The following is a 19270-nucleotide window of genomic DNA, read 5'->3' as shown; positions in this document are numbered from 1 at the left end:
ACAGAAAAGGGACCTTTCGGCCCCTTTCCCTTCCAGCATCATGCTCAGGTGTAGATCATCTTGCGGGTCATGCCGCCATCGACCACAAACTCCTGGCCGGTGACGAACGCTGCCTGGCGCGACAGCAACCATGACACCATGGCCGCAACGTCTTCCACGGTCCCTACCCTGCCCGTCGGATGCTGGGCATGGTCGGCCTCGGTCAACGGTTCGGCACGGCGCTGGGAAGGGTCACGCGCATCGATCCAGCCTGGGCTTACCGCATTGACGCGGATCTCCGGGCCCAGGCTCATGGCCAGGGCATGGGTCAACGCCACCAGGCCACCCTTGCTGGCCGCGTAGGCCTCGGTGTCCGGCTCGGACTGGCGGGCACGGGTCGAGGTCAGGTTGACGATCGCGCCATTGTGCGCCCGCAGGTACGGTGCACAGTGCTTGGCCAATAACATCGGGCCGTTGAGATTGACTGCCAGCACCCGGTTCCATTGCGCCAGGCTCAGGCTCTCGAGGGTCTGGTTGTGCGGGTTGGCGATGGCCGCATTGCACACCAACGCGTCCAACCGCCCGAACTGCCCAAGCACTTCGGAAACCCCGGCGCTGACCTGGGCTTCGTCAGCGACGTCCATGGTGATGAACCAGGCGTTGTCGCCCAGTGCCTTGGCGACCTTGGCGCCGCGCGGGCGGTCGAGGTCGCTGAGCACCACCTGCCAGCCTTCGCAGATCAACCAGGCAGCGATACCCAGGCCGATGCCGCGCGCGGCACCGGTTACCAGGGCTACCCGGCCGTTATGGCCCGGCCCGCCACCTTTCCAGTCGATCACAATGCAGCCAGCCCACGCGCAAGGTCAGCCTGCAGGTCGGCCACGTCTTCCAGGCCAACGGCAACGCGGACCAGGCTGTCGCGAATACCCGCAGCTTCACGCTCCTGCGGCGACAGACGGCCGTGGGAGGTGGTCGCCGGGTGGGCGATGGTGGTCTTGCTGTCACCCAGGTTGGTGGTGATCGAGATCACGCGCGTGGCATCGATAAAGCGCCAGGCGCCCTCTTTGCCACCCTTGACCTCGAAGCTGACCACCGCCCCGAAACCACTCATCTGGCGCTTGGCCAGCTCGTGCTGCGGGTGGCTTGGCAAGCCGGCGTAATGCACCTTCTCGATGCCGTCCTGCTGTTCCAGCCACGCAGCCAGCTGCTGCGCGCTTTCGCAATGCGCACGCATGCGCAGCTTGAGCGTCTCCAGGCCCTTGGTGAAGATCCACGCATTGAACGGGCTGAGGGTGGGGCCAGCGGTACGCAGGAAACCCACCACTTCTTTCATCTGCTCACTGCGCCCGGCCACCACGCCGCCCATGCAACGGCCCTGGCCATCGATGAACTTGGTTGCCGAATGGAACACGATGTCGGCACCCAGCTTGAGCGGCTGCTGCAGCGCCGGGGTGCTGAAGCAGTTGTCCACCACCAGCATGGCGCCACGGGCGTGGGCCACTTCGCTGAGGGCGGTGATGTCGACCAGTTCGGCCAGCGGGTTGGATGGCGACTCGACGATCAGCAGCTTGGTATTGGCCTTGATGGCCTTCTCCCAACCCGCCAGGTCGACCAGCGGCACGTAGTCCACCTCGACACCAAAGCGCTTGAAATACTTCTCGAACAGGCTGATGGTCGAACCGAACACGCTCTGCGATACCAGCACATGGTCACCGGCGCTGCACAGCGACATGACCACGGCAAGAATCGCCGCCATGCCGGTGGAGGTGGCCACAGCCTGCTCGGCACCTTCCATGGCCGCCAGGCGCTCTTCGAAGGCGCGCACGGTCGGGTTGGTGTAACGCGAGTAGACGTTGCCCGGGGTTTCGCCAGCAAAACGCGCGGCCGCATCGGCGGCCGTGCGGAAGACATAGCTGGAGGTCAGGAACAGCGCTTCGCTGTGCTCTGCTTCCGGTGTACGGTTCTGACCGGCGCGCACCGCCAGGGTGTCGAAACCGACACCCTCGAGGTCACTGTCCAGTCGCCCGGCATCCCATTGATCCGTCATGCCGTCACTCCCTGAATCAGTTGTTGTAAAGGTCGATGATCGCGCTGACCGCCTGGGTCTTCACCTTGGCCAGGTCATTACGGGCCTGCTCGATACGGTCGAGGTAGGCTTCGTCGATGTCACCGGTGACGTATTCACCGTTGAACACCGCGCAATCGAAGTGCTCGATCTTGATCTTGCCGCCACCAACCGAGTCGATCAGGTCCGGCAGGTCCTGATAGATCAGCCAGTCGGCACCGATCAACTCGGCCACCTGCTCGGTGGTACGGTTGTGGGCGATCAGTTCGTGAGCGCTCGGCATGTCGATGCCGTAGACGTTGGGGTAACGCACCGCAGGGGCCGCGGAGCAGAAGTAGACGTTTTTCGCGCCGGCTTCGCGGGCCATCTGGATGATCTGTTTGCAGGTGGTGCCGCGCACGATCGAGTCGTCCACCAGCATCACGTTCTTGCCGCGGAATTCCAGCTCGATGGCGTTGAGCTTCTGGCGGACCGATTTCTTGCGTGCAGCCTGGCCCGGCATGATGAAGGTACGGCCGATGTAGCGGTTCTTGACGAAACCTTCGCGGAACTTGACGCCCAGGCGGTTGGCCAGCTCCAGCGCAGCGGTACGGCTGGTGTCCGGGATCGGGATGACCACGTCGATGTCGTGCTCCGGGCGCTCGCGCATGATCTTGTCGGCGAGCTTCTCACCCATGCGCAGACGTGCCTTGTACACCGAGATACCGTCGATGATCGAGTCCGGGCGGGCCAGGTAGACATGCTCGAAGATGCACGGCTGCAGTTTCGGGCTCTGCGCGCACTGCTTGGTGTACAGCTGGCCTTCTTCGGTGATGTACACCGCTTCGCCCGGCGCCAGGTCGCGAATCAGGGTGAAACCGAGCACGTCGAGGGCAACGCTTTCCGAGGCGATCATGTACTCGACGCCTTCGTCGGTGTGACGCTGGCCGAACACCACCGGGCGAATGCCGTTGGGGTCGCGGAAACCGACGATGCCGTAGCCGGTGACCATCGCGACCACCGCGTAGCCGCCGACGCAGCGGCTGTGCACGTGGGAAACCGCGGCGAACACGTCTTCTTCGGTCGGCTGCAGTTTGCCGCGCACTGCCAGTTCATGGGCGAACACGTTCAGCAGCACTTCCGAGTCGGAATTGGTGTTGACGTGACGCAGGTCGGATTCGTAGATCTCCTTGGCCAGCTGCTCGACGTTGGTCAGGTTGCCGTTGTGCGCCAGGGTGATGCCATACGGCGAGTTGACGTAGAACGGCTGGGCTTCGGCCGAGGTCGAGCTGCCTGCAGTCGGGTAGCGGACGTGGCCGATACCCATGTGGCCTACCAGCCGCTGCATGTGGCGCTGCTGGAAGACATCGCGCACCAGGCCATTATCCTTGCGCAGGAACAACCGGCCGTCGTGGCTGGTCACGATACCGGCAGCGTCCTGGCCGCGGTGCTGGAGGACCGTAAGCGCGTCATACAGCGCCTGATTGACGTTCGACTTACCGACGATACCGACGATGCCACACATGCGACGCAACCCCTACTTTGATGAAACTTGAGTGAATAGCGCTCAAGGCTTTGCAGGCCCGAGCAACTGTTCCTTGAACGGAAGATCAGCCGGAGTGCTGATCATCCCACTGGACATCCACTGGCTGGAGAAACCCAGAATCAGGTTTTTGGACCAGTCAGCGACCAATAGAAATTGTGGTATCAGGCGAGATTCCTGCCACCAGGTATCCTGTTGCACCGGCCCCAGGCTGAGCAAGCCGATGGCCACCACCACCAGCATGGCCCCGCGCGCAGCGCCGAAGGCCATGCCGAGAAAACGGTCGGTGCCAGACAGCCCGGTCACACGGATCAGCTCGCCGACGAGGAAGTTGACCATTGCCCCCACCAGCAGGGTGGCGACGAAAAGAATGGTGCAGCCGGCGATGATGCGCATCGACGGGGTCTGGATATAGCTTTCAAGGTACACCGAGAGCGACCCGCCGAACATCCAAGCGACTGCGCCGGCAATGATCCAGATGAGCAGAGACAAGGCTTCCTTGACGAAGCCGCGCTTGAGACTGATCAGTGTGGAAACGGCGATGATCGCGATGATCGCCCAATCAACCCAGGTAAATGCCACGGTGCTGCCTGCAGACGTTTGAGGCGGCGCATTTTACCAGAGCGCAAGGCTGTGGGTAAGCAGAATGTCAGGTCGTTTGGCAGTGCCTTGTTTGCGCCGCAAGCCCACTCCCACGGGCTTTTCGTGGACTCTGAAGTCAGGAAAACCCGTGGCAGCAACGCTGCGGCGACCCACCTCAAGCCTCAGCCGCGCTCCGGCTGAAAGCGCACCACGAACCCCTTGAGGTTCTGCTTGCGGTTGATCGCATCGCGCACGCGCTCAGCCTCGGCGCGCTCGATCAACGGCCCGACGTAGACCCGGTTCATGCCACCGGCCGAACGGATGTAAGCGTTGTAGCCCTGGCTACGCAGCGTATTCTGCAGACTTTCGGCACCGGCGCGATTGGACAGGCTGGCCAGCTGGATCGACCAGCTGACCGGCAAGCCGTTGGCATCGATCTTCGACGGCGTCCCTGCGGTAGCCGCGGGCTTCGCAGCTGGCGGGGTTTCGACCTTCGGCACCGGGGTTGGCACAGGCGTTTGCGGCTTGGGCTGAACCTGCGCCTGGGTCTGCGGGGAAGGGGCGATTGGCTGGCTTGGCGTGGTGACCGGCGCGGTGGACTCGTTGACTACCACGGGCGGCTGTTCCGGCTGCTGCGGCTCTTGCGGTAGGGTTTGCGGCTCGGGCACGGCAACCGGGTCCACCTTGACCTCAGGCAGCGTCGGCATTGCCGGCGCCTGCGGGGCTTCGACGCGCACCTGGCGCATCTCGTCCTCGCGGGTGAACAGCATAGGCAGGAAGATCACCGCCAGCGCCACCAGCACCAACGCACCCACCATGCGCTGTTTCATCCCTTTATCCAGCACTGCCATCTACTCACCCCTCCAGGGCCTGCCGCCCCAGCCATTCCAGGGCCTCGGCGACACAGAAAAACGAACCGAACAGCAAGATCTGGTCATCTGCCGTTGCCTGCGCGCATTGCCCCTCAAGGGCTGCGTCGACACTGGCATAAGACTTCACCGCAACGCCGAGGTTCGTCAAGGCACCAGCAAGCTCAGCGGCCGGACGGCTGCGAGGGGTTTGCAGAGGTGCTACCGCCCACTCATCGACCAGCCCCTGCAGGGGCTCAAGAACGCCACTCAGGTCCTTGTCGGCGAGCAGGCCGAACACCGCCAGGCGGCGCCCTTTGAGCGGCCGCGCCGACAGGCGACGGGCAAGGTATTCTGCGGCGTGGGGGTTATGCCCGACATCCAGCAGCAGCTCTATGCGTTTGCCTTGCCAGTTGACCATACGGCGGTCCAGACGCCCGGTGATGCGGGTATCGAGCAACGCCTGGCGAATCTGCCCGGCATCCCAGGGCAGGCCCATCAACAGGTAAGCCTGCAGGGCCAGGGTGGCGTTTTCCATCGGCAGGTCGAGCAACGGCAGATCGCGAAGCTCTACCTGCACACCCTCGGCCGTGGTTCCACGCCAGTGCCAGCCGCTTTCGGCGCTGGCCAAGTCGAAATCGCGGCCCCGCAAAAACAGCGGCACCGCCAGCTCGAGCGCCTTGTCCAGCAGCGGTTGCGGCGGATCGAGGTCACCGCACAGCGCCGGTTTGCCCTGGCGGAAGATGCCGGCCTTCTCGAAAGCCACCAACTCACGGGTATCACCCAGGTAATCGACATGGTCGACGCCGATGCTGGTGACCAGCGCCAGGTCGGCATCGACCACGTTCACGGTGTCCAGACGGCCACCGAGACCCACTTCGAGCACCACGGCATCGAGCGCGGAGCGATGGAACAGCCAGAAGGCCGCCAGGGTGCCCATTTCGAAGTAGGTCAGGGAAATGTCGCCCCGCGCCGCCTCGACTGCGGCGAAGGCTTCGCACAGCTGCGCATCGCTGGCCTCTTGGCCGTCGATCAGCACCCGTTCGTTATAACGCAGCAGGTGTGGCGAGCTGTACACGCCAACCTTCAGGCCCTGGGCGCGCAGCATCGACGCCACGAAGGCGCAGGTCGAACCTTTGCCGTTGGTGCCAGTAACCGTCACCACGCGCGGCGCCAGCTTGCCCAGCGCCAGCCGGGCAAGCACCTTTTGCGAACGTTCCAGCCCCATGTCGATGGCCGACGGGTGCAGTTGTTCGAGGTAGGCGAGCCATTCGCCCAGGGTTCTTTCTTTCATCACGCGACCGCAGCGGCCTCACGTGCCTGCTCTGGCGTTTCCTGGCCAGTCATCTGCGCCAGCAGGCGGGCCAGACGCGGACGCAGTTCACCACGCGAGATGATCAGGTCGATGGCACCGTGCTCCAGCAGGAATTCGCTGCGCTGGAAACCTTCCGGCAGTTTTTCGCGAACGGTTTGCTCGATCACACGCGGGCCGGCAAAGCCGATCAGCGCCTTCGGTTCACCCACGATCACGTCGCCGAGCATGGCCAGGCTGGCAGAAACACCACCGTAGACCGGGTCGGTCAGCACGGAGATGAACGGGATGCCTTCTTCACGCAGGCGCGCCAGCACCGCCGAAGTCTTGGCCATCTGCATCAGCGAGATCAGTGCTTCCTGCATACGCGCACCACCGGAAGCCGAGAAGCAGATCATCGGGCAGCGGTTTTCCAGGGCGTAGTTGGCGGCGCGAACGAAACGCTCACCGACGATGGCGCCCATCGAGCCACCCATGAAGGAGAATTCGAAGGCGCTGACCACGATCGGCATGCCCATCAGGGTGCCGCTCATGGAAATCAGGGCGTCTTTTTCGCCGGTCTGCTTCTGGGCGCCGGTCAGGCGGTCCTTGTACTTCTTGCCGTCACGGAACTTCAGGCGGTCGACCGGCTCAAGCTCGGCGCCCAGTTCGGCACGGCCTTCGGCGTCGAGGAAGATGTCGATACGCGCACGTGCGCCAATGCGCATGTGGTGGTTGCACTTGGGGCAGACATCCAGGGTCTTTTCCAGCTCCGGACGATACAGCACGGCCTCGCAGGCTGGGCACTTGTGCCACAGGCCTTCTGGCACCGAGCTCTTCTTCACCTCGGAACGCATGATCGAAGGGATCAGTTTGTCGACTAACCAGTTGCTCATGCTCTATTTCTCCAGTATTGACGGGCGGGGACCGGTCTGGCCGGCCATGCCCTGCCCTTTGAGCTCAAATTCTTCTATGAACCGATGACGGCTCGGCCACAGGGGCTGCCTGTGTACCGCGCCGCCTCCAATGTGTGCGTCGGCTGCCCGGCATGCCGGCAGCCACCCCGCAGGGCTGCGATAGCTATGGACGATGGCGCGCAGCCAGCCGTCACATCTGGCATCACGCCTGTTTTACCGCTTGCATGAACGCTTCGATCTTCGCTGCGCTCTTGATGCCTTTTGCCTGCTCGACACCACCGCTGACATCCACCGCGTATGGCCGCACCTGGGCGATGGCCTGGCCGACGTTGTCAGCCGACAACCCGCCGGCAAGAATGATCGGCTTGCTCAGCCGTGCCGGCACCAGCGACCAGTCGAACGCCTCGCCGGTACCACCAGGCACGCCGGCGACATAGGTGTCGAGCAGGATCCCACGGGCACCGGAATAAAGCTGGCAAGCGGCCTCCAGGTCGTCGCCCGGGCGCACCCGCAACGCTTTGATCCAGGGCCGGTGATAGCCCTCGCAGTCGGCCGGGGTTTCGTCGCCGTGGAACTGTAGCAGGTCCAGCGGCACCACCTCGAGGATCTCGTTGAGCTCGCAACGCGAGGCGTTGACGAACAGGCCTACAGTGGTCACGAACGGTGGCAGCTCGGCGATGATCGCCCGCGCCTGGCGCACGTCAACGGCACGCGGGCTCTTGGCATAGAAAACGAAGCCGATGGCATCGGCACCCGCCTCGGCGGCGGCCAGTGCGTCTTCGATGCGGGTAATCCCGCAGATCTTGCTGCGAACGTTGCTCATGGACTGCAAACCTTGAGAGACCGTGAAAGTGCCCGATGGTAGCAAAAGCCTTTTGGCCCGTCAGTCGGCCAACGCCTCATAGCCGGTCAGAAAGTGTGGCCCGATATAACGCCGGGGCAGTTGGAACTCCTCCGGGTATTCCACCTGCACCAGGTACAGGCCGTACGGGTGCGCCGTCACACCGCCTTCGCGGCGGTTGCGCCCCTCCAGCACCTCACGGGCCCAGGACGCTGGGCGTTCGCCGGCACCGATGGTCATCAACACCCCGGCAATGTTGCGCACCATATGGTGCAGGAACGCCGTGGCGCGCACGTCCAGTACGATCATCTGGCCGTGGCGGGTAACGCGCAGGTGATGGATATGCTTGATCGGCGACTTGGCCTGGCACTGGCTGGCGCGGAAGGCACTGAAGTCATGGGTACCGAGCAGGTACTGCGCAGCCTGCGCCATGCGCTCGACATCCAGCGGGCGGTGGTTCCAGGTCACCTCCTCGGCCAGGTGCGCCGGGCGGATCGGGTCGTTGTAGATGACATAGCGGTAGCGCCGGGCGGTGGCCTTGAAGCGGGCATGGAAGTCCGCCGGCATCGGCCGCGACCAGACCACACTGATGTCGTGGGGCAGGTTGAAATTGGTACCGAGGGTCCAGGCACGCTCGTCGCGAACGGCGCGGGTATCGAAATGCACCACCTGCCCGCAGCCGTGCACGCCCGCATCGGTACGCCCCGCGCAGAGTACGGAGATCGGCTCGTTGGCGACTTTCGACAGGGCCTGCTCCAGCGCCTGCTGAACACTCGGCACGCCACTGGCCTGGCGTTGCCAGCCGCGGTAGCGCGAGCCTTTGTATTCCACCCCCAGGGCAATGCGGGTGAAGCCTGCGGCGGCCGATTCGGAGGCAGCGGTGTCGATGATGTCCAAGAGCATGAAACCTGTGGGGAATACGGATTGGCGGGGATTATAACGACAACGGCAGCCTTGTTGGGCTGCCGTTGGTTGTTGCGCTGTCAGCCTCAGACCAGCCGCGAGAGGATGTCCTCGGCTTCCTGGCGCTGGGTGTCGTCGCCATCCTTGACCACTTCGTCGAGGATATCGCGTGCACCCTGGTGGTCACCCATGTCGATGTAGGCACGCGCCAGGTCGAGCTTGGTGGCCACTTCATCGCTACCGGAGAAAAAGTCGAAGTCCAGGTCGTCCAGAGGTTCTGGCTCCTGCGCTGCGTCTTCGGCGGTGAAGTGCGGCTCCAGCGACGGCGATTCCAGGCTCTGCGACAGCTTGTCCAGCTCGGCGTTGACGTCGTTCAGTTCCGAAGCAAAGTTCTGGGCGGCCGGCGACTGGTCATCCAGCGACAACGACAGGTCGAAGTCTTCCGGCATTTCCAGTTCGGAAATCGGATCGAACTCCGGAATGGAATCGAATGCTGCCAATTCGGCGGCAACATCTACTGGCGTGTCGTCAACAGCCTCGGTGACGCTGGGCTCGCCGATGTCCAGATCGAAGTCTGCCAGGTCGCCCACGCTCTGCGGCTCGGCCTGAGCCTGCGCCAGCAAGGCCTCGAAATCGGCATCGGCGTCGGACTCCACGGCGCTTGCCGGGGCAACCGGCTCGATACCCGCCTGCAGCTCCATCAGATCGGCGTCATCCAGCACAGGCGGCTCGGTAGCGTTCACCGGCTCCTCGTCGCCAAGGCTCAGGTCGAAGGCACTGTCCAGGTCGTTGTCGTCGAGGGCCGGCGCTTCCACGACGGCCTCGGCAGGCACTTGGTCAGGCTCAGGTGCCATGACAGGCTCGGCCTCGGTGACGGCCTCCTCTGGCTGTGGCTCAGCCTCAGGCTCGGGCTCAGCTGCGAGCTGCGCCGACGCTTCAGGCTGATCGTCCAGCAAATCCTGTACGTACTGCTCGTCCAGTTCGGCGGCCAGCGCAGCAGCCCCAAGGCCCGCCGCAGCGACGCCAAGCATGGCTGGGTAACGCGCCTTGAGCCCGTCGACCTGCGCGGTGTTCGCTTCGTTGCCGGGGAGCTTGCGCTCCTGCTCCACGAACGCGCTGTGATCACCCTGGCGCGCATAAACTTCCATCAGTTTAAGGCGCAGGCTGTCCTGCTCAGGCTGCGCCGCGACTGCGGTTTCCAGCAGGTCGGCAGCGTGGTTCAGCCGGCCATTGGCCAGGCAGTGATCGACTTCAGCCAGCAGCTCGGCATTCGGGTCCTGGGCAACGACTGGCACTGCATCCGCGGCGTCTGGTGTGGCCGATTTTTCGGCGGCAACCGCTGCTGCAGCCGAAGCGGCTACCACGGCCGGCGACAACGTGTCGCCAGGCGCCGGCATATCCAGTTCGTCGAAGCTGCCTGCAGGCAGGTCGAGGTCGGGGTTGCGCTCCTCCTCGGCCAGCGCTCGCGCCATGCGCAGGTGCTTTTCGGCTTCCTGCTGGGCTTTGCGCTTGCGTGCCAGCAGCAACAGCAGCAGCAACAGCACGAGGAATGCGGAGCCTGCGATCAGGCCAAGCACCACCGGGTTGCCCAGCATCTCGTCGAAGGCACCCTGCTGCTCGGCGGCAGGTGCAGGCTCGGTGGCGGGCGCAGGAGCAGGCGCGGTATCCACGGCCGCGGGGGCTGGCTGCACGACGGGTTCGGCTGCGCTGGGCTGGGCATCCGGGGCAGTTGCGGCAGTTGCGGCAGGCGCTACGGGGTCAGTGGCACCCTGTGCTTGCAGGCGAGCCAGCTGGTCATTCTTCAGCTGGATCAACTTCTGCAGCTTGTCCAGCTGGCTCTGCAGGTCGGTCATCCGGCTTTTGAGTTCATCATTGTCACGACGGCTGGTGTCGAGGCTTTCCTGGGCCACGGCCAGCTTGTCGTTGATCGCCTTGGCATCCGCGCCGGCCTGGTTGCCCGGGCTGACCAGGCGCAGGTTGTCGCCCTGGGCGATACGCTCGGGCGCCGCATCGGCGGCGCCGCGGCGGGTAGCATCGAGCTGACGGGCACGCGGGCCCAGGCGCCGACCTTCACGCCAGGCCGCGTACTGCTCGGCCACTTCGCGATTCGCCTCGCCCTGGGGAATGTTCTGTACCTGCTGCTGATCGGGCAGGCGCAGCACCTGGCCAACCTTCAACTGGTTGATGTTGTTGCCGATGAAGGCATCAGGGTTCAGCGCCTGGATGGCGATCATGGTCTGCTGCACCGAGCCGCCACCCTGGGTGTTGCGCGCGGCAATCTGCCACAAGGTATCGCGGCGTTTGGTGGTGTAACTGCCAGCACTGCTGGTCGCAGGGTTTACATTGCCTGCGGCAGGCTGCTCGCCCTGGGCCTTGGCCTGGTCGAGCAGGACATTGTAATCGCGCAGCAGGCGGCCCTGGGGCCACATCACCTGGACCAGAAACTTGACCACCGAACCAGGCAGCGGCTGGCTGGAGGTAACCCGCAGCACGCTCTTGCCGTTGGGGTTGATCACAGGTGTGAAGGTGAGGTCCTCGAGGTAGGTTGGATAATCCACCCCGGCCTTGCTGAACTCTTCCGGCGGCGCCAGGCTTGGCGCCACTTCGGCAGCGGTGAGGTCGCGCACATCGAGCAATTCGATCTCGGCGTCCAGCGGCTGGTTCTGCGCCGACTTGAGCGTCAGCTCACCCAACCCCAGGGCATTCGCCATGCCAGACGACAGCGCCGACGCTGCCGCCATGGCCAGAACCAGTTTGCGAATTCGAAGCATGACCTCTTCCCTTGTATGAATCGTCCTGAAAACCCGCATGCGGTGTAGGACAAAAAGTGCCTGGCAGTATCTTTTACGCCATGTGTTTAATCAACAATTGCGCCACCTGCACGGCGTTGAGTGCGGCGCCCTTGCGCAGATTGTCGGTGGTCAGCCACAGGTTGAGCTGCTGGTCTTCATCAACACCATGGCGTACACGACCAACATAGACCACGTCTTGCCCTACTGCGTCACCGACCGGCGTCGGATAATCGTCGCACGCCACCAGTTCGATGCTGCCGGCACGCTCCAGCGCAGCATTGACGGCCGCCAGATCTACCGGTTTACGGCTTTGCACCGCCACACTGAAGCTATCGCCGAAAAACACCGGGACTTGAATGCAGGTCACGGAAATCTTCAGTTCTGGCTGCCCCAGCAGCTCGCGCAGCTCGCTGACCAGGCGCCGTTCAAGCCCGGCATGCCCCTGCTCGTCCACCGCACCGACCTGAGCCAGCAGGTTGAACGCCACCTGGCGGTCGAAGAAGCGCGGCTCCAACGGACGGGCATTGAGCAGCTCGGCAGTTTGCCGGGCCAGTTCGCTGACCGCTTCGCGCCCCTGAGCAGATACCGCCAGGGCGGCCATGACCTGCACCCGCTCGATGTCCAGCAGCCCCTTCAGCGGTGCCAGCGCAACCGCCAGGGCGACGGCTGCAGAGCCAGGGCTGGCAAGGCGTGCAGGCAGTTTCAGGTTGGCGATACGCTCGGCATTGGCTTCGGGCACCACGGCAATGGCGTCATCGAGGCCGCCGGACAGGTCGATGACCGTGCAGCCTGCCTGCTGGGCCTTGCTGGCGAAGCTGCGGCTGACAGCAGGGCTGGCGGCGAAGAAGGCGAGTTTGACCTGGGCGAAATCGAAACTGTCGACTTCACGCACCTTGATCTTCTTGCCAGCGAACATCACGCTGCTGCCCGCCGACTCCATGCTGGCCAGCAGGTGCAGGGTCGCAACCGGAAAATCCAGCTCTTCGAGGATCTGTACGAGGGTTTCACCGACGCTACCGGTGGCGCCAACGACGGCGATGTCCAGGGGTTGGGTCATGGAGGGGATCCTTTTGCTGAAACGGCGGGGGGCGGCACTTTACTCGGATTGTAGAGGTTTGTCTGTGCTGGCCTGTTGGCGAGCTGGCATAAAAAAACCCGCGCTGTCTCCAGCGCGGGTTTGTGGATCAACGCAAGACGATCAACGCTCCAGCAGAATCCGCAGCATGCGACGCAGCGGTTCGGCAGCGCCCCACAGCAGCTGGTCGCCGACGGTGAACGCGCCCAGGTACTGGGAACCCATGTTCAGCTTGCGCAGGCGGCCGACCGGAATGTTCAGAGTGCCGGTGACATTGGTCGGGCTCAGCTCCTGCATGCTGATTTCGCGCTGGTTCGGCACCAGCTTCACCCATGGGTTGTGCTGGCTGATCATGCCTTCGATGTCGGCCAGCGGCACATCCTTGTTCAGCTTGATGGTCAGCGCCTGGCTGTGGCAGCGCATGGCGCCGATGCGCACGCAGATGCCATCGACCGGGATCGGGCTCTTGAAGCGGCCGAGGATCTTGTTGGTTTCGGCCTGGGCCTTCCACTCTTCACGGCTCTGCCCGTTCGGCAGTTCCTTGTCGATCCACGGGATCAGGCTGCCCGCCAGCGGCACACCGAAGTTCTCGGTCGGGTAGGCTTCGCTGCGCATGGCCTCGGCGACCTTGCGGTCGATGTCGAGGATGGCGGCGGCCGGGTTGGCCAGGTCATCGGCCACGGCCGCGTGGGTGGCACCCATCTGCTTGATCAGCTCGCGCATGTTCTGCGCGCCGGCACCGGAGGCTGCCTGGTAGGTCATGGCGCTCATCCACTCGACCAGGCCGGCTTCGAACAAGCCACCCAGGCCCATCAGCATCAGGCTGACGGTGCAGTTGCCGCCGATGTAGTTCTTGGTACCGGCATCGAGCTGCTGGTCGATCACCTTGCGGTTGACCGGGTCGAGCACGATCACTGCATCGTCCTGCATACGCAGCGACGAGGCAGCATCGATCCAGTAACCCTGCCAGCCGGCTTCACGCAGCTTGGGGAAGACCTCGTTGGTGTAGTCGCCGCCCTGACAGGTCAGGATCACGTCGAGGGTCTTGAGTTCTTCAATCGAATAAGCGTCCTTGAGCGGAGCAATATCCTTGCCCACACTCGGCCCCTGGCCACCGACATTCGAGGTGGTGAAGAACACCGGCTCGATAAGGTCGAAATCCTGCTCCTCCAGCATCCGCTGCATGAGCACGGAACCGACCATGCCGCGCCAACCGATCAGACCTACACGTTTCATCGCAACTACACCTTTGCTAAAAGTGGGCCGCCACCGACCAAAAACGGTGGCGGGCCAGAGAGATTACAGATTCCGCAGCGCTGCGACTACTGCGTCGCCCATTTCCTGCGTGCCTACCTTGGTGCAACCGGCCGACCAGATGTCCCCGGTACGCAGGCCCTGGTCCAGCACCAGGCTGACCGCTTGCTCGATAGCCTCGGCTGCAGCCTGCTGGCTGAAGCTGTAACGCAGCATCATCGACACCGACAAGATGGTCGCCAGTGGGTTGGCAATGCCCTGCCCTGCGATGTCCGGCGCCGAGCCGTGGCAAGGCTCGTACATGCCCTTGTTGTCAGCATCCAGCGATGCCGAAGGCAGCATGCCGATGGACCCGGTCAGCATGGAAGCTTCATCCGACAGGATGTCACCGAACATGTTGTCGGTGACCACCACGTCGAACTGCTTCGGCGCGCGCACCAGCTGCATGGCCGCGTTGTCGACGTACATGTGGCTCAGTTCGACGTCCGGGTAGTCCTTGGCGACCTCCTCGACCACTTCACGCCACAGCTGGCTGGAGGCCAAGACGTTGGCCTTGTCCACCGAGCACAGTTTCTTGCCACGCACGCGGGCCATGTCGAAGCCGACGCGGGCAATGCGGCGCACTTCGCTTTCGCTGTACGGCAGGGTGTCGTAAGCCTGGCGCTCGCCGCCTTCCAGCTCGCGCTGGCCACGCGGCGCGCCGAAGTAGATGCCCCCCGTCAGCTCACGGACGATGAGGATATCCAGGCCCGAGACGATTTCCGGCTTGAGCGACGAAGCATCGGCCAGCTGCGGGTAGAGGATGGCCGGGCGCAGGTTGGCGAACAGGCCCAATTGCGAACGGATTTTAAGCAGGCCGCGCTCAGGGCGGATGTCACGCTCGATCTTGTCCCACTTCGGGCCGCCTACGGCGCCCAGCAGCACGGCATCGGCCTGGCGCGCGCGCTCCAGGGTTTCGTCGGCCAGTGGCACGCCGTGCTTGTCGATGGCAGCGCCGCCGATCACGTCGTGCTCAAGGCTGAAGCCGAGCTGAAACTTGTCGTTGGCCAGCTCCAGCACCTTGACCGCTTCGGCCATGATTTCCGGACCGATGCCATCACCTGGGAGAATCAGAATCTGCTTGCTCATGCTTTCCTCTATCCATTCAAGCGGTGCGGCCAGCTCGGCCGCACCGTAAAAAACTCAGCGCTCAGCCCACAGCACGATGACATCGGTGCTGAACGAGCCATCGGCTTCAATCTGGTAATACTGCCGCACTTCTTCACTCATGGCTTGCTGCAACTGGCGTATGGCTACACGCAGCGGCTCAGGCGTGCGCATGCGCTCGACCCACGAGTGCCACTCCAGGCGCAGGCGCTGACGGGTATGGCTGCGGGTATGCAGGCCTGCTTCGCTGACCTGGCGCTGCCACTCGCCAGCAGAATAATCGCGCACGTGGCTGGTGTCGCGCAGCACTTCTACCGTTTGCAGATAGGTATCGAGCAGCGGGCTGCCCGGCGACATCACGTCGATGAACGCCGCCACCCCACCCGGCTTCAGCACCCGACGCACTTCGCGCAGGGCCACGCCCAGGTCGCTCCAGTGGTGCGCCGAATAACGGCTGAAGACGAAGTCGAACGAAGCGTCGGCGAACGGCAAGCGCTCGGCGGCACCGCGCGCGGTGGTGATGTTGCCCATGCCACGCTCGGCAGCGGCGCTGGCGACCACGTCGAGCATCGACTGCGACAGGTCGTAGGCCACCACTTCTGCCACCAGCGGCGCGATGTGAAAACTCACATGGCCGGCTCCGCACCCCAGGTCCAGCACCCGAGCGGCCCCCTGCCCCGCCAACTCGGCCTGCAGCAGGGCAAACTCACTGCCCTGGGCGTGCACGGCGCTGCTGAGGTAGGCGCTGGCCTGTTCGCCGAACTGGCGTTGGACCACATCGGTGTGGGTGGTGCTGGTCATGGGCGCATTCCTTTTGATTTTGGGTTGTCTCTACGGCCGCTATCGCCGGCAAGCCGGCTCCTACAGAGACCCCACAAGCGCCAGGACCTGTGCAGTTCTTTTGGGAGCCGGCTTGCCGGCGATGAGGCCAGCAAACCCGGTTACATCATTCAGGCATCACGGAACAGCCAAGGCTGCGACGCGCGGTGCTTGCCCTCGAATGCTTTGATCGCATCGGCGTCCTGCAGCGTCAGGCCGATGTCGTCGAGGCCGTTGAGCAGGCAGTGCTTGCGGAAGGCATCGATTTCGAAGTGCAGCACCTTGCCGTCCGGCCGGGTCACCGCCTGTGCCTGCAGGTCGATGGTCAACTGGTAGCCTGGGTTGGCTTCAACCTGCTTGAACAACTCATCGACTTCCTCGTCGCTCAAGATGATCGGCAGCAGGCCGTTCTTGAAGCTGTTGTTGAAGAAGATGTCGGCAAAGCTTGGCGCGATCACGCTGCGAAAGCCGTACTCGTCCAACGCCCACGGGGCGTGCTCACGGCTCGAGCCGCAACCGAAGTTCTCCCGCGCCAGCAACACGCTGGCACCCTGGTAGCGTTCGTGGTTGAGCACGAATTCCTGGTTCAGCGGGCGCTTGCTGTTGTCCTGATAGGGCTGGCCCACATCCAGGTAACGCCACTCGTCGAACAAATTAGGGCCGAAGCCGGTGCGCTTGATCGACTTGAGAAACTGCTTGGGGATGATCTGGTCGGTGTCGACGTTGGCACGGTCCAACGGTGCGACGAGGCCAGTGTGCTGGGTAAAGGCTTTCATGCTGCGCTCCCTTGGATCAACTCGCGGACATCGATGAAGTGGCCGGTCACCGCGGCAGCGGCGGCCATGGCCGGGCTGACCAGGTGGGTACGGCCACCGGCGCCCTGACGGCCTTCGAAGTTGCGGTTGGAGGTGGACGCGCAGTGCTCGCCGCTTTCCAGGCGGTCCGGGTTCATCGCCAGGCACATCGAGCAGCCCGGCTCACGCCATTCGAAACCCGCCTCGAGGAAGATCTTGTCCAGGCCTTCACGCTCGGCCTGCGCCTTGACCAGGCCGGAGCCGGGCACGACGATCGCCTGCTTGACGGTGGCAGCCACCTTGCGGCCCTTGGCGATTTCTGCCGCGGCGCGCAAATCTTCGATGCGCGAGTTGGTGCAGGAACCGATGAACACGCGGTCCAGGTGGATATCGGTGATCGCCTGGTTGGCGCTCAAACCCATGTACTTCAAGGCGCGCTCGATGGAGCCGCGCTTGACCAGGTCGGCTTCGGCAGCCGGGTCCGGCACGCGCTGATCGACGGCCAGCACCATCTCGGGCGAAGTGCCCCAGCTGACCTGCGGCTTGATGTCGGCCGCGTCGAGCTCGACCACGGTGTCGAACACCGCATCGTCATCGGAAACCAGGTCTTTCCACGACTCGACCGCACGCTCCCACTGCTCGCCTTTCGGCGCGTAAGGGCGGCCTTCGACATAAGCGACCGTAGTGGCATCGGTGGCGACCAGGCCAACCCGCGCGCCTGCTTCGATGGACATGTTGCAGATGGTCATGCGGCCTTCCATGGAAAGCTCGCGGATGGCGCTGCCGGCGAATTCCATGGCGTGGCCGTTGCCACCTGCGGTACCGATCTTGCCGATCACCGCCAGCACGATGTCCTTGGCCGTAACGCCAGCAGGCAACGTGCCTTCGACGCGCACCAGCATGTTCTTCATCTTCTTGGCGACCAGGCACTGGGTGGCAAGCACGTGCTCGACCTCGGAGGTGCCGATGCCATGGGCCAGGGCCCCGAATGCGCCGTGGGTGGAGGTGTGCGAGTCGCCGCAGACCACGGTCATGCCCGGCAAGGTGGCACCCTGCTCCGGGCTGATGACGTGGACGATGCCCTGGCGCACGTCATTCATCTTGAATTCGACGATGCCATATTCGTCACAGTTCTCATCGAGGGTCTGCACCTGAAGGCGCGACACCTGGTCGACGATGGCTTCGATACCGCCCTTGCGCTCTGGCGTGGTCGGCACATTGTGGTCGGGGGTGGCGATGTTGGCATCGATGCGCCATGGCTTGCGGCTGGCCAGGCGCAGGCCTTCGAAGGCCTGGGGCGACGTCACTTCATGGATGATATGGCGGTCGATGTAGATCAAGGACGAGCCGTCATCGCGGCGCTTGACCTCATGGGCTTCCCAGAGTTTGTCGTAGAGCGTTTTACCAGCCATCAGACTGTTCCTCATCAGCGTCTTTCTATGCCAAAAACCCCTTGGCTTGTATGGACGATGCTATGGCGATAGATTGAATAACTCAAATTCATAATTTTCATGCTTTGCATAACCATCAGGAATTCGAACAATGGACATGGCCAACCTCAGCGCCTTCATTGCCATTGCCGAGACCGGCAGCTTTTCCGGGGCCGGCGAACGCCTGCACCTCACCCAACCCGCTATCAGCAAGCGTATTGCCGGGCTCGAACAGCAACTGGATGTGCGCCTGTTCGACCGCCTGGGCCGCGAGGTGACCTTGACTGAAGCCGGACGGGCCCTGCTGCCGCGTGCCTACCAAATACTCAATGTGCTCGATGACACCCGACGTGCGCTGACCAATTTGACCGGCGAGGTGAGTGGTCGCCTGACCCTCGCCACCAGCCACCACATCGGCCTGCACCGCCTGCCCCCGCTGTTGCGGGCATTCACCCGTCAGTACCCGGCGGTGGCGTTGGATATTCAGTTCCTCGACTCAGAAGCGGCCTACGACGAAATACTCCATGGCCGTGCCGAAATTGCCGTGATCACCCTGGCACCCGAGCCTCATCACCTGATCAAAGCGTTCCCGGCATGGGATGACGCGCTGGATTTCGTGGCCGCCCCGGAGCACCCACTGGCCAGCAACACCCAGGTCAGCCTGGCCGACGTCGCTCGCCACCCGGCGGTATTCCCCGGTGGCAACACATTCACCCACCACATTGTCCAGCGCCTGTTCGAAAGCCAGGGCCTGACGCCGAACATCGCCATGAGCACCAACTACCTGGAAACCATCAAGATGATGGTCTCGATCGGCCTGGCCTGGAGCGTGCTGCCGCGCACCATGCTCGATGATCAGGTTGCACCCATCGCATTACCCGGCATACAGCTGTCACGCCAGCTAGGCTACATACTGCATACCGAGCGAACGCTATCGAACGCCGCCAGGGCCTTCATGGCCCTGCTCGACAGTCACGCAGGGTCCGCCTGACCGGTCGTCAGCCCGGCATTT

Annotated in this window: 17 protein-coding genes; 1 reads left to right on the top strand and 16 read right to left on the bottom strand. The window is 63.6% G+C overall.

Annotated features, from left to right (window positions below; genetic code table 11):
• Window positions 1-44: 44 nt before the first annotated feature.
• The 16 genes from ABEH27_RS11850 to leuC all read right to left on the bottom strand — a co-directional run bounded on the left by ABEH27_RS11850 (window position 45) and on the right by leuC (window position 18240).
• Window positions 45-818: an SDR family oxidoreductase gene (locus ABEH27_RS11850; RefSeq protein WP_346613763.1), complete on the bottom strand. Its 774-nt coding sequence runs from the start codon at window positions 816-818 to the stop codon at window positions 45-47.
• Complete coding sequence (locus ABEH27_RS11845) at window positions 815-2026, bottom strand: O-succinylhomoserine sulfhydrylase (RefSeq protein WP_346613762.1); 1212 nt, start codon at window positions 2024-2026, stop codon at window positions 815-817. Before ABEH27_RS11845 ends, ABEH27_RS11850 begins: the two co-directional genes overlap by 4 nt.
• Before the next feature lie 16 nt (window positions 2027-2042).
• Complete coding sequence (purF, locus tag ABEH27_RS11840; RefSeq protein WP_346613761.1) at window positions 2043-3548, bottom strand: amidophosphoribosyltransferase; 1506 nt, start codon at window positions 3546-3548, stop codon at window positions 2043-2045.
• A 42-nt stretch (window positions 3549-3590) separates the two neighbouring features.
• The gene (locus tag ABEH27_RS11835; protein WP_346613760.1) at window positions 3591-4148 is read right to left on the bottom strand and encodes a CvpA family protein; all 558 of its coding nucleotides are present in this window, start codon (window positions 4146-4148) and stop codon (window positions 3591-3593) included.
• Window positions 4149-4330: 182 nt separating this feature from the next.
• On the bottom strand, window positions 4331-4999 hold the full coding sequence (locus tag ABEH27_RS11830; RefSeq protein ID WP_346613759.1) for an SPOR domain-containing protein: 669 nt from the start codon (window positions 4997-4999) through the stop codon (window positions 4331-4333).
• A gap of 4 nt (window positions 5000-5003) precedes the next feature.
• Window positions 5004-6290, bottom strand: coding sequence for a bifunctional tetrahydrofolate synthase/dihydrofolate synthase (folC, locus tag ABEH27_RS11825; protein ID WP_346613758.1), 1287 nt, complete (start codon window positions 6288-6290; stop codon window positions 5004-5006).
• Window positions 6290-7183 carry an acetyl-CoA carboxylase, carboxyltransferase subunit beta gene (accD, locus tag ABEH27_RS11820; protein ID WP_346613757.1) on the bottom strand — a complete coding sequence of 298 codons (894 nt, stop codon included), beginning with the start codon at window positions 7181-7183 and terminating at the stop codon, window positions 6290-6292. The genes folC and accD overlap by 1 nt, the downstream gene beginning before the upstream one ends.
• A gap of 223 nt (window positions 7184-7406) precedes the next feature.
• A complete protein-coding gene (locus ABEH27_RS11815) occupies window positions 7407-8027 on the bottom strand; it encodes a phosphoribosylanthranilate isomerase (RefSeq protein ID WP_346613756.1) in 621 nt (206 codons plus the stop codon).
• 60 nt (window positions 8028-8087) lie between these two features.
• Window positions 8088-8942, bottom strand: a complete 855-nt coding sequence (truA, locus tag ABEH27_RS11810; protein WP_346613755.1) for a tRNA pseudouridine(38-40) synthase TruA — start codon at window positions 8940-8942, stop codon at window positions 8088-8090.
• Between the two features lie 92 nt (window positions 8943-9034).
• Window positions 9035-11719: a FimV/HubP family polar landmark protein gene (locus tag ABEH27_RS11805; protein WP_346613754.1), complete on the bottom strand. Its 2685-nt coding sequence runs from the start codon at window positions 11717-11719 to the stop codon at window positions 9035-9037.
• Window positions 11720-11792: 73 nt separating this feature from the next.
• The gene (locus tag ABEH27_RS11800; RefSeq protein ID WP_346613753.1) at window positions 11793-12797 is read right to left on the bottom strand and encodes an aspartate-semialdehyde dehydrogenase; all 1005 of its coding nucleotides are present in this window, start codon (window positions 12795-12797) and stop codon (window positions 11793-11795) included.
• Window positions 12798-12938: 141 nt separating this feature from the next.
• On the bottom strand, window positions 12939-14051 hold the full coding sequence (asd, locus tag ABEH27_RS11795; protein WP_346613752.1) for an aspartate-semialdehyde dehydrogenase: 1113 nt from the start codon (window positions 14049-14051) through the stop codon (window positions 12939-12941).
• 63 nt (window positions 14052-14114) lie between these two features.
• Window positions 14115-15197 (bottom strand): 3-isopropylmalate dehydrogenase, encoded by a 1083-nt coding sequence (leuB, locus tag ABEH27_RS11790; RefSeq protein ID WP_346613751.1) that lies wholly within the window; start codon window positions 15195-15197, stop codon window positions 14115-14117.
• A 54-nt stretch (window positions 15198-15251) separates the two neighbouring features.
• Entirely contained in the window at window positions 15252-16016 is a 765-nt protein-coding gene (locus ABEH27_RS11785) for a class I SAM-dependent methyltransferase (protein WP_346613750.1), read from the bottom strand.
• A 149-nt stretch (window positions 16017-16165) separates the two neighbouring features.
• Window positions 16166-16810, bottom strand: a complete 645-nt coding sequence (gene leuD / locus ABEH27_RS11780; protein WP_346613749.1) for a 3-isopropylmalate dehydratase small subunit — start codon at window positions 16808-16810, stop codon at window positions 16166-16168.
• Window positions 16807-18240, bottom strand: a complete 1434-nt coding sequence (leuC, locus tag ABEH27_RS11775) for a 3-isopropylmalate dehydratase large subunit (RefSeq protein ID WP_346613748.1) — start codon at window positions 18238-18240, stop codon at window positions 16807-16809. The genes leuD and leuC overlap by 4 nt, the downstream gene beginning before the upstream one ends.
• A 130-nt stretch (window positions 18241-18370) precedes the next feature.
• Here leuC and ABEH27_RS11770 point away from each other — a divergent pair, with 130 nt between their 5' ends.
• The gene (locus ABEH27_RS11770; RefSeq protein WP_346613747.1) at window positions 18371-19249 is read left to right on the top strand and encodes a LysR family transcriptional regulator; all 879 of its coding nucleotides are present in this window, start codon (window positions 18371-18373) and stop codon (window positions 19247-19249) included.
• Window positions 19250-19270 lie beyond the last annotated feature (21 nt).

The sequence above is a fragment of the Pseudomonas sp. P39-UII1 genome (genome assembly GCF_039672635.1).
Lineage (GTDB): Bacteria > Pseudomonadota > Gammaproteobacteria > Pseudomonadales > Pseudomonadaceae > Aquipseudomonas.
The sequence above is the reverse complement of the archived record's forward strand: the minus strand, read 5'-3'. Positions and strand labels throughout refer to the sequence as shown.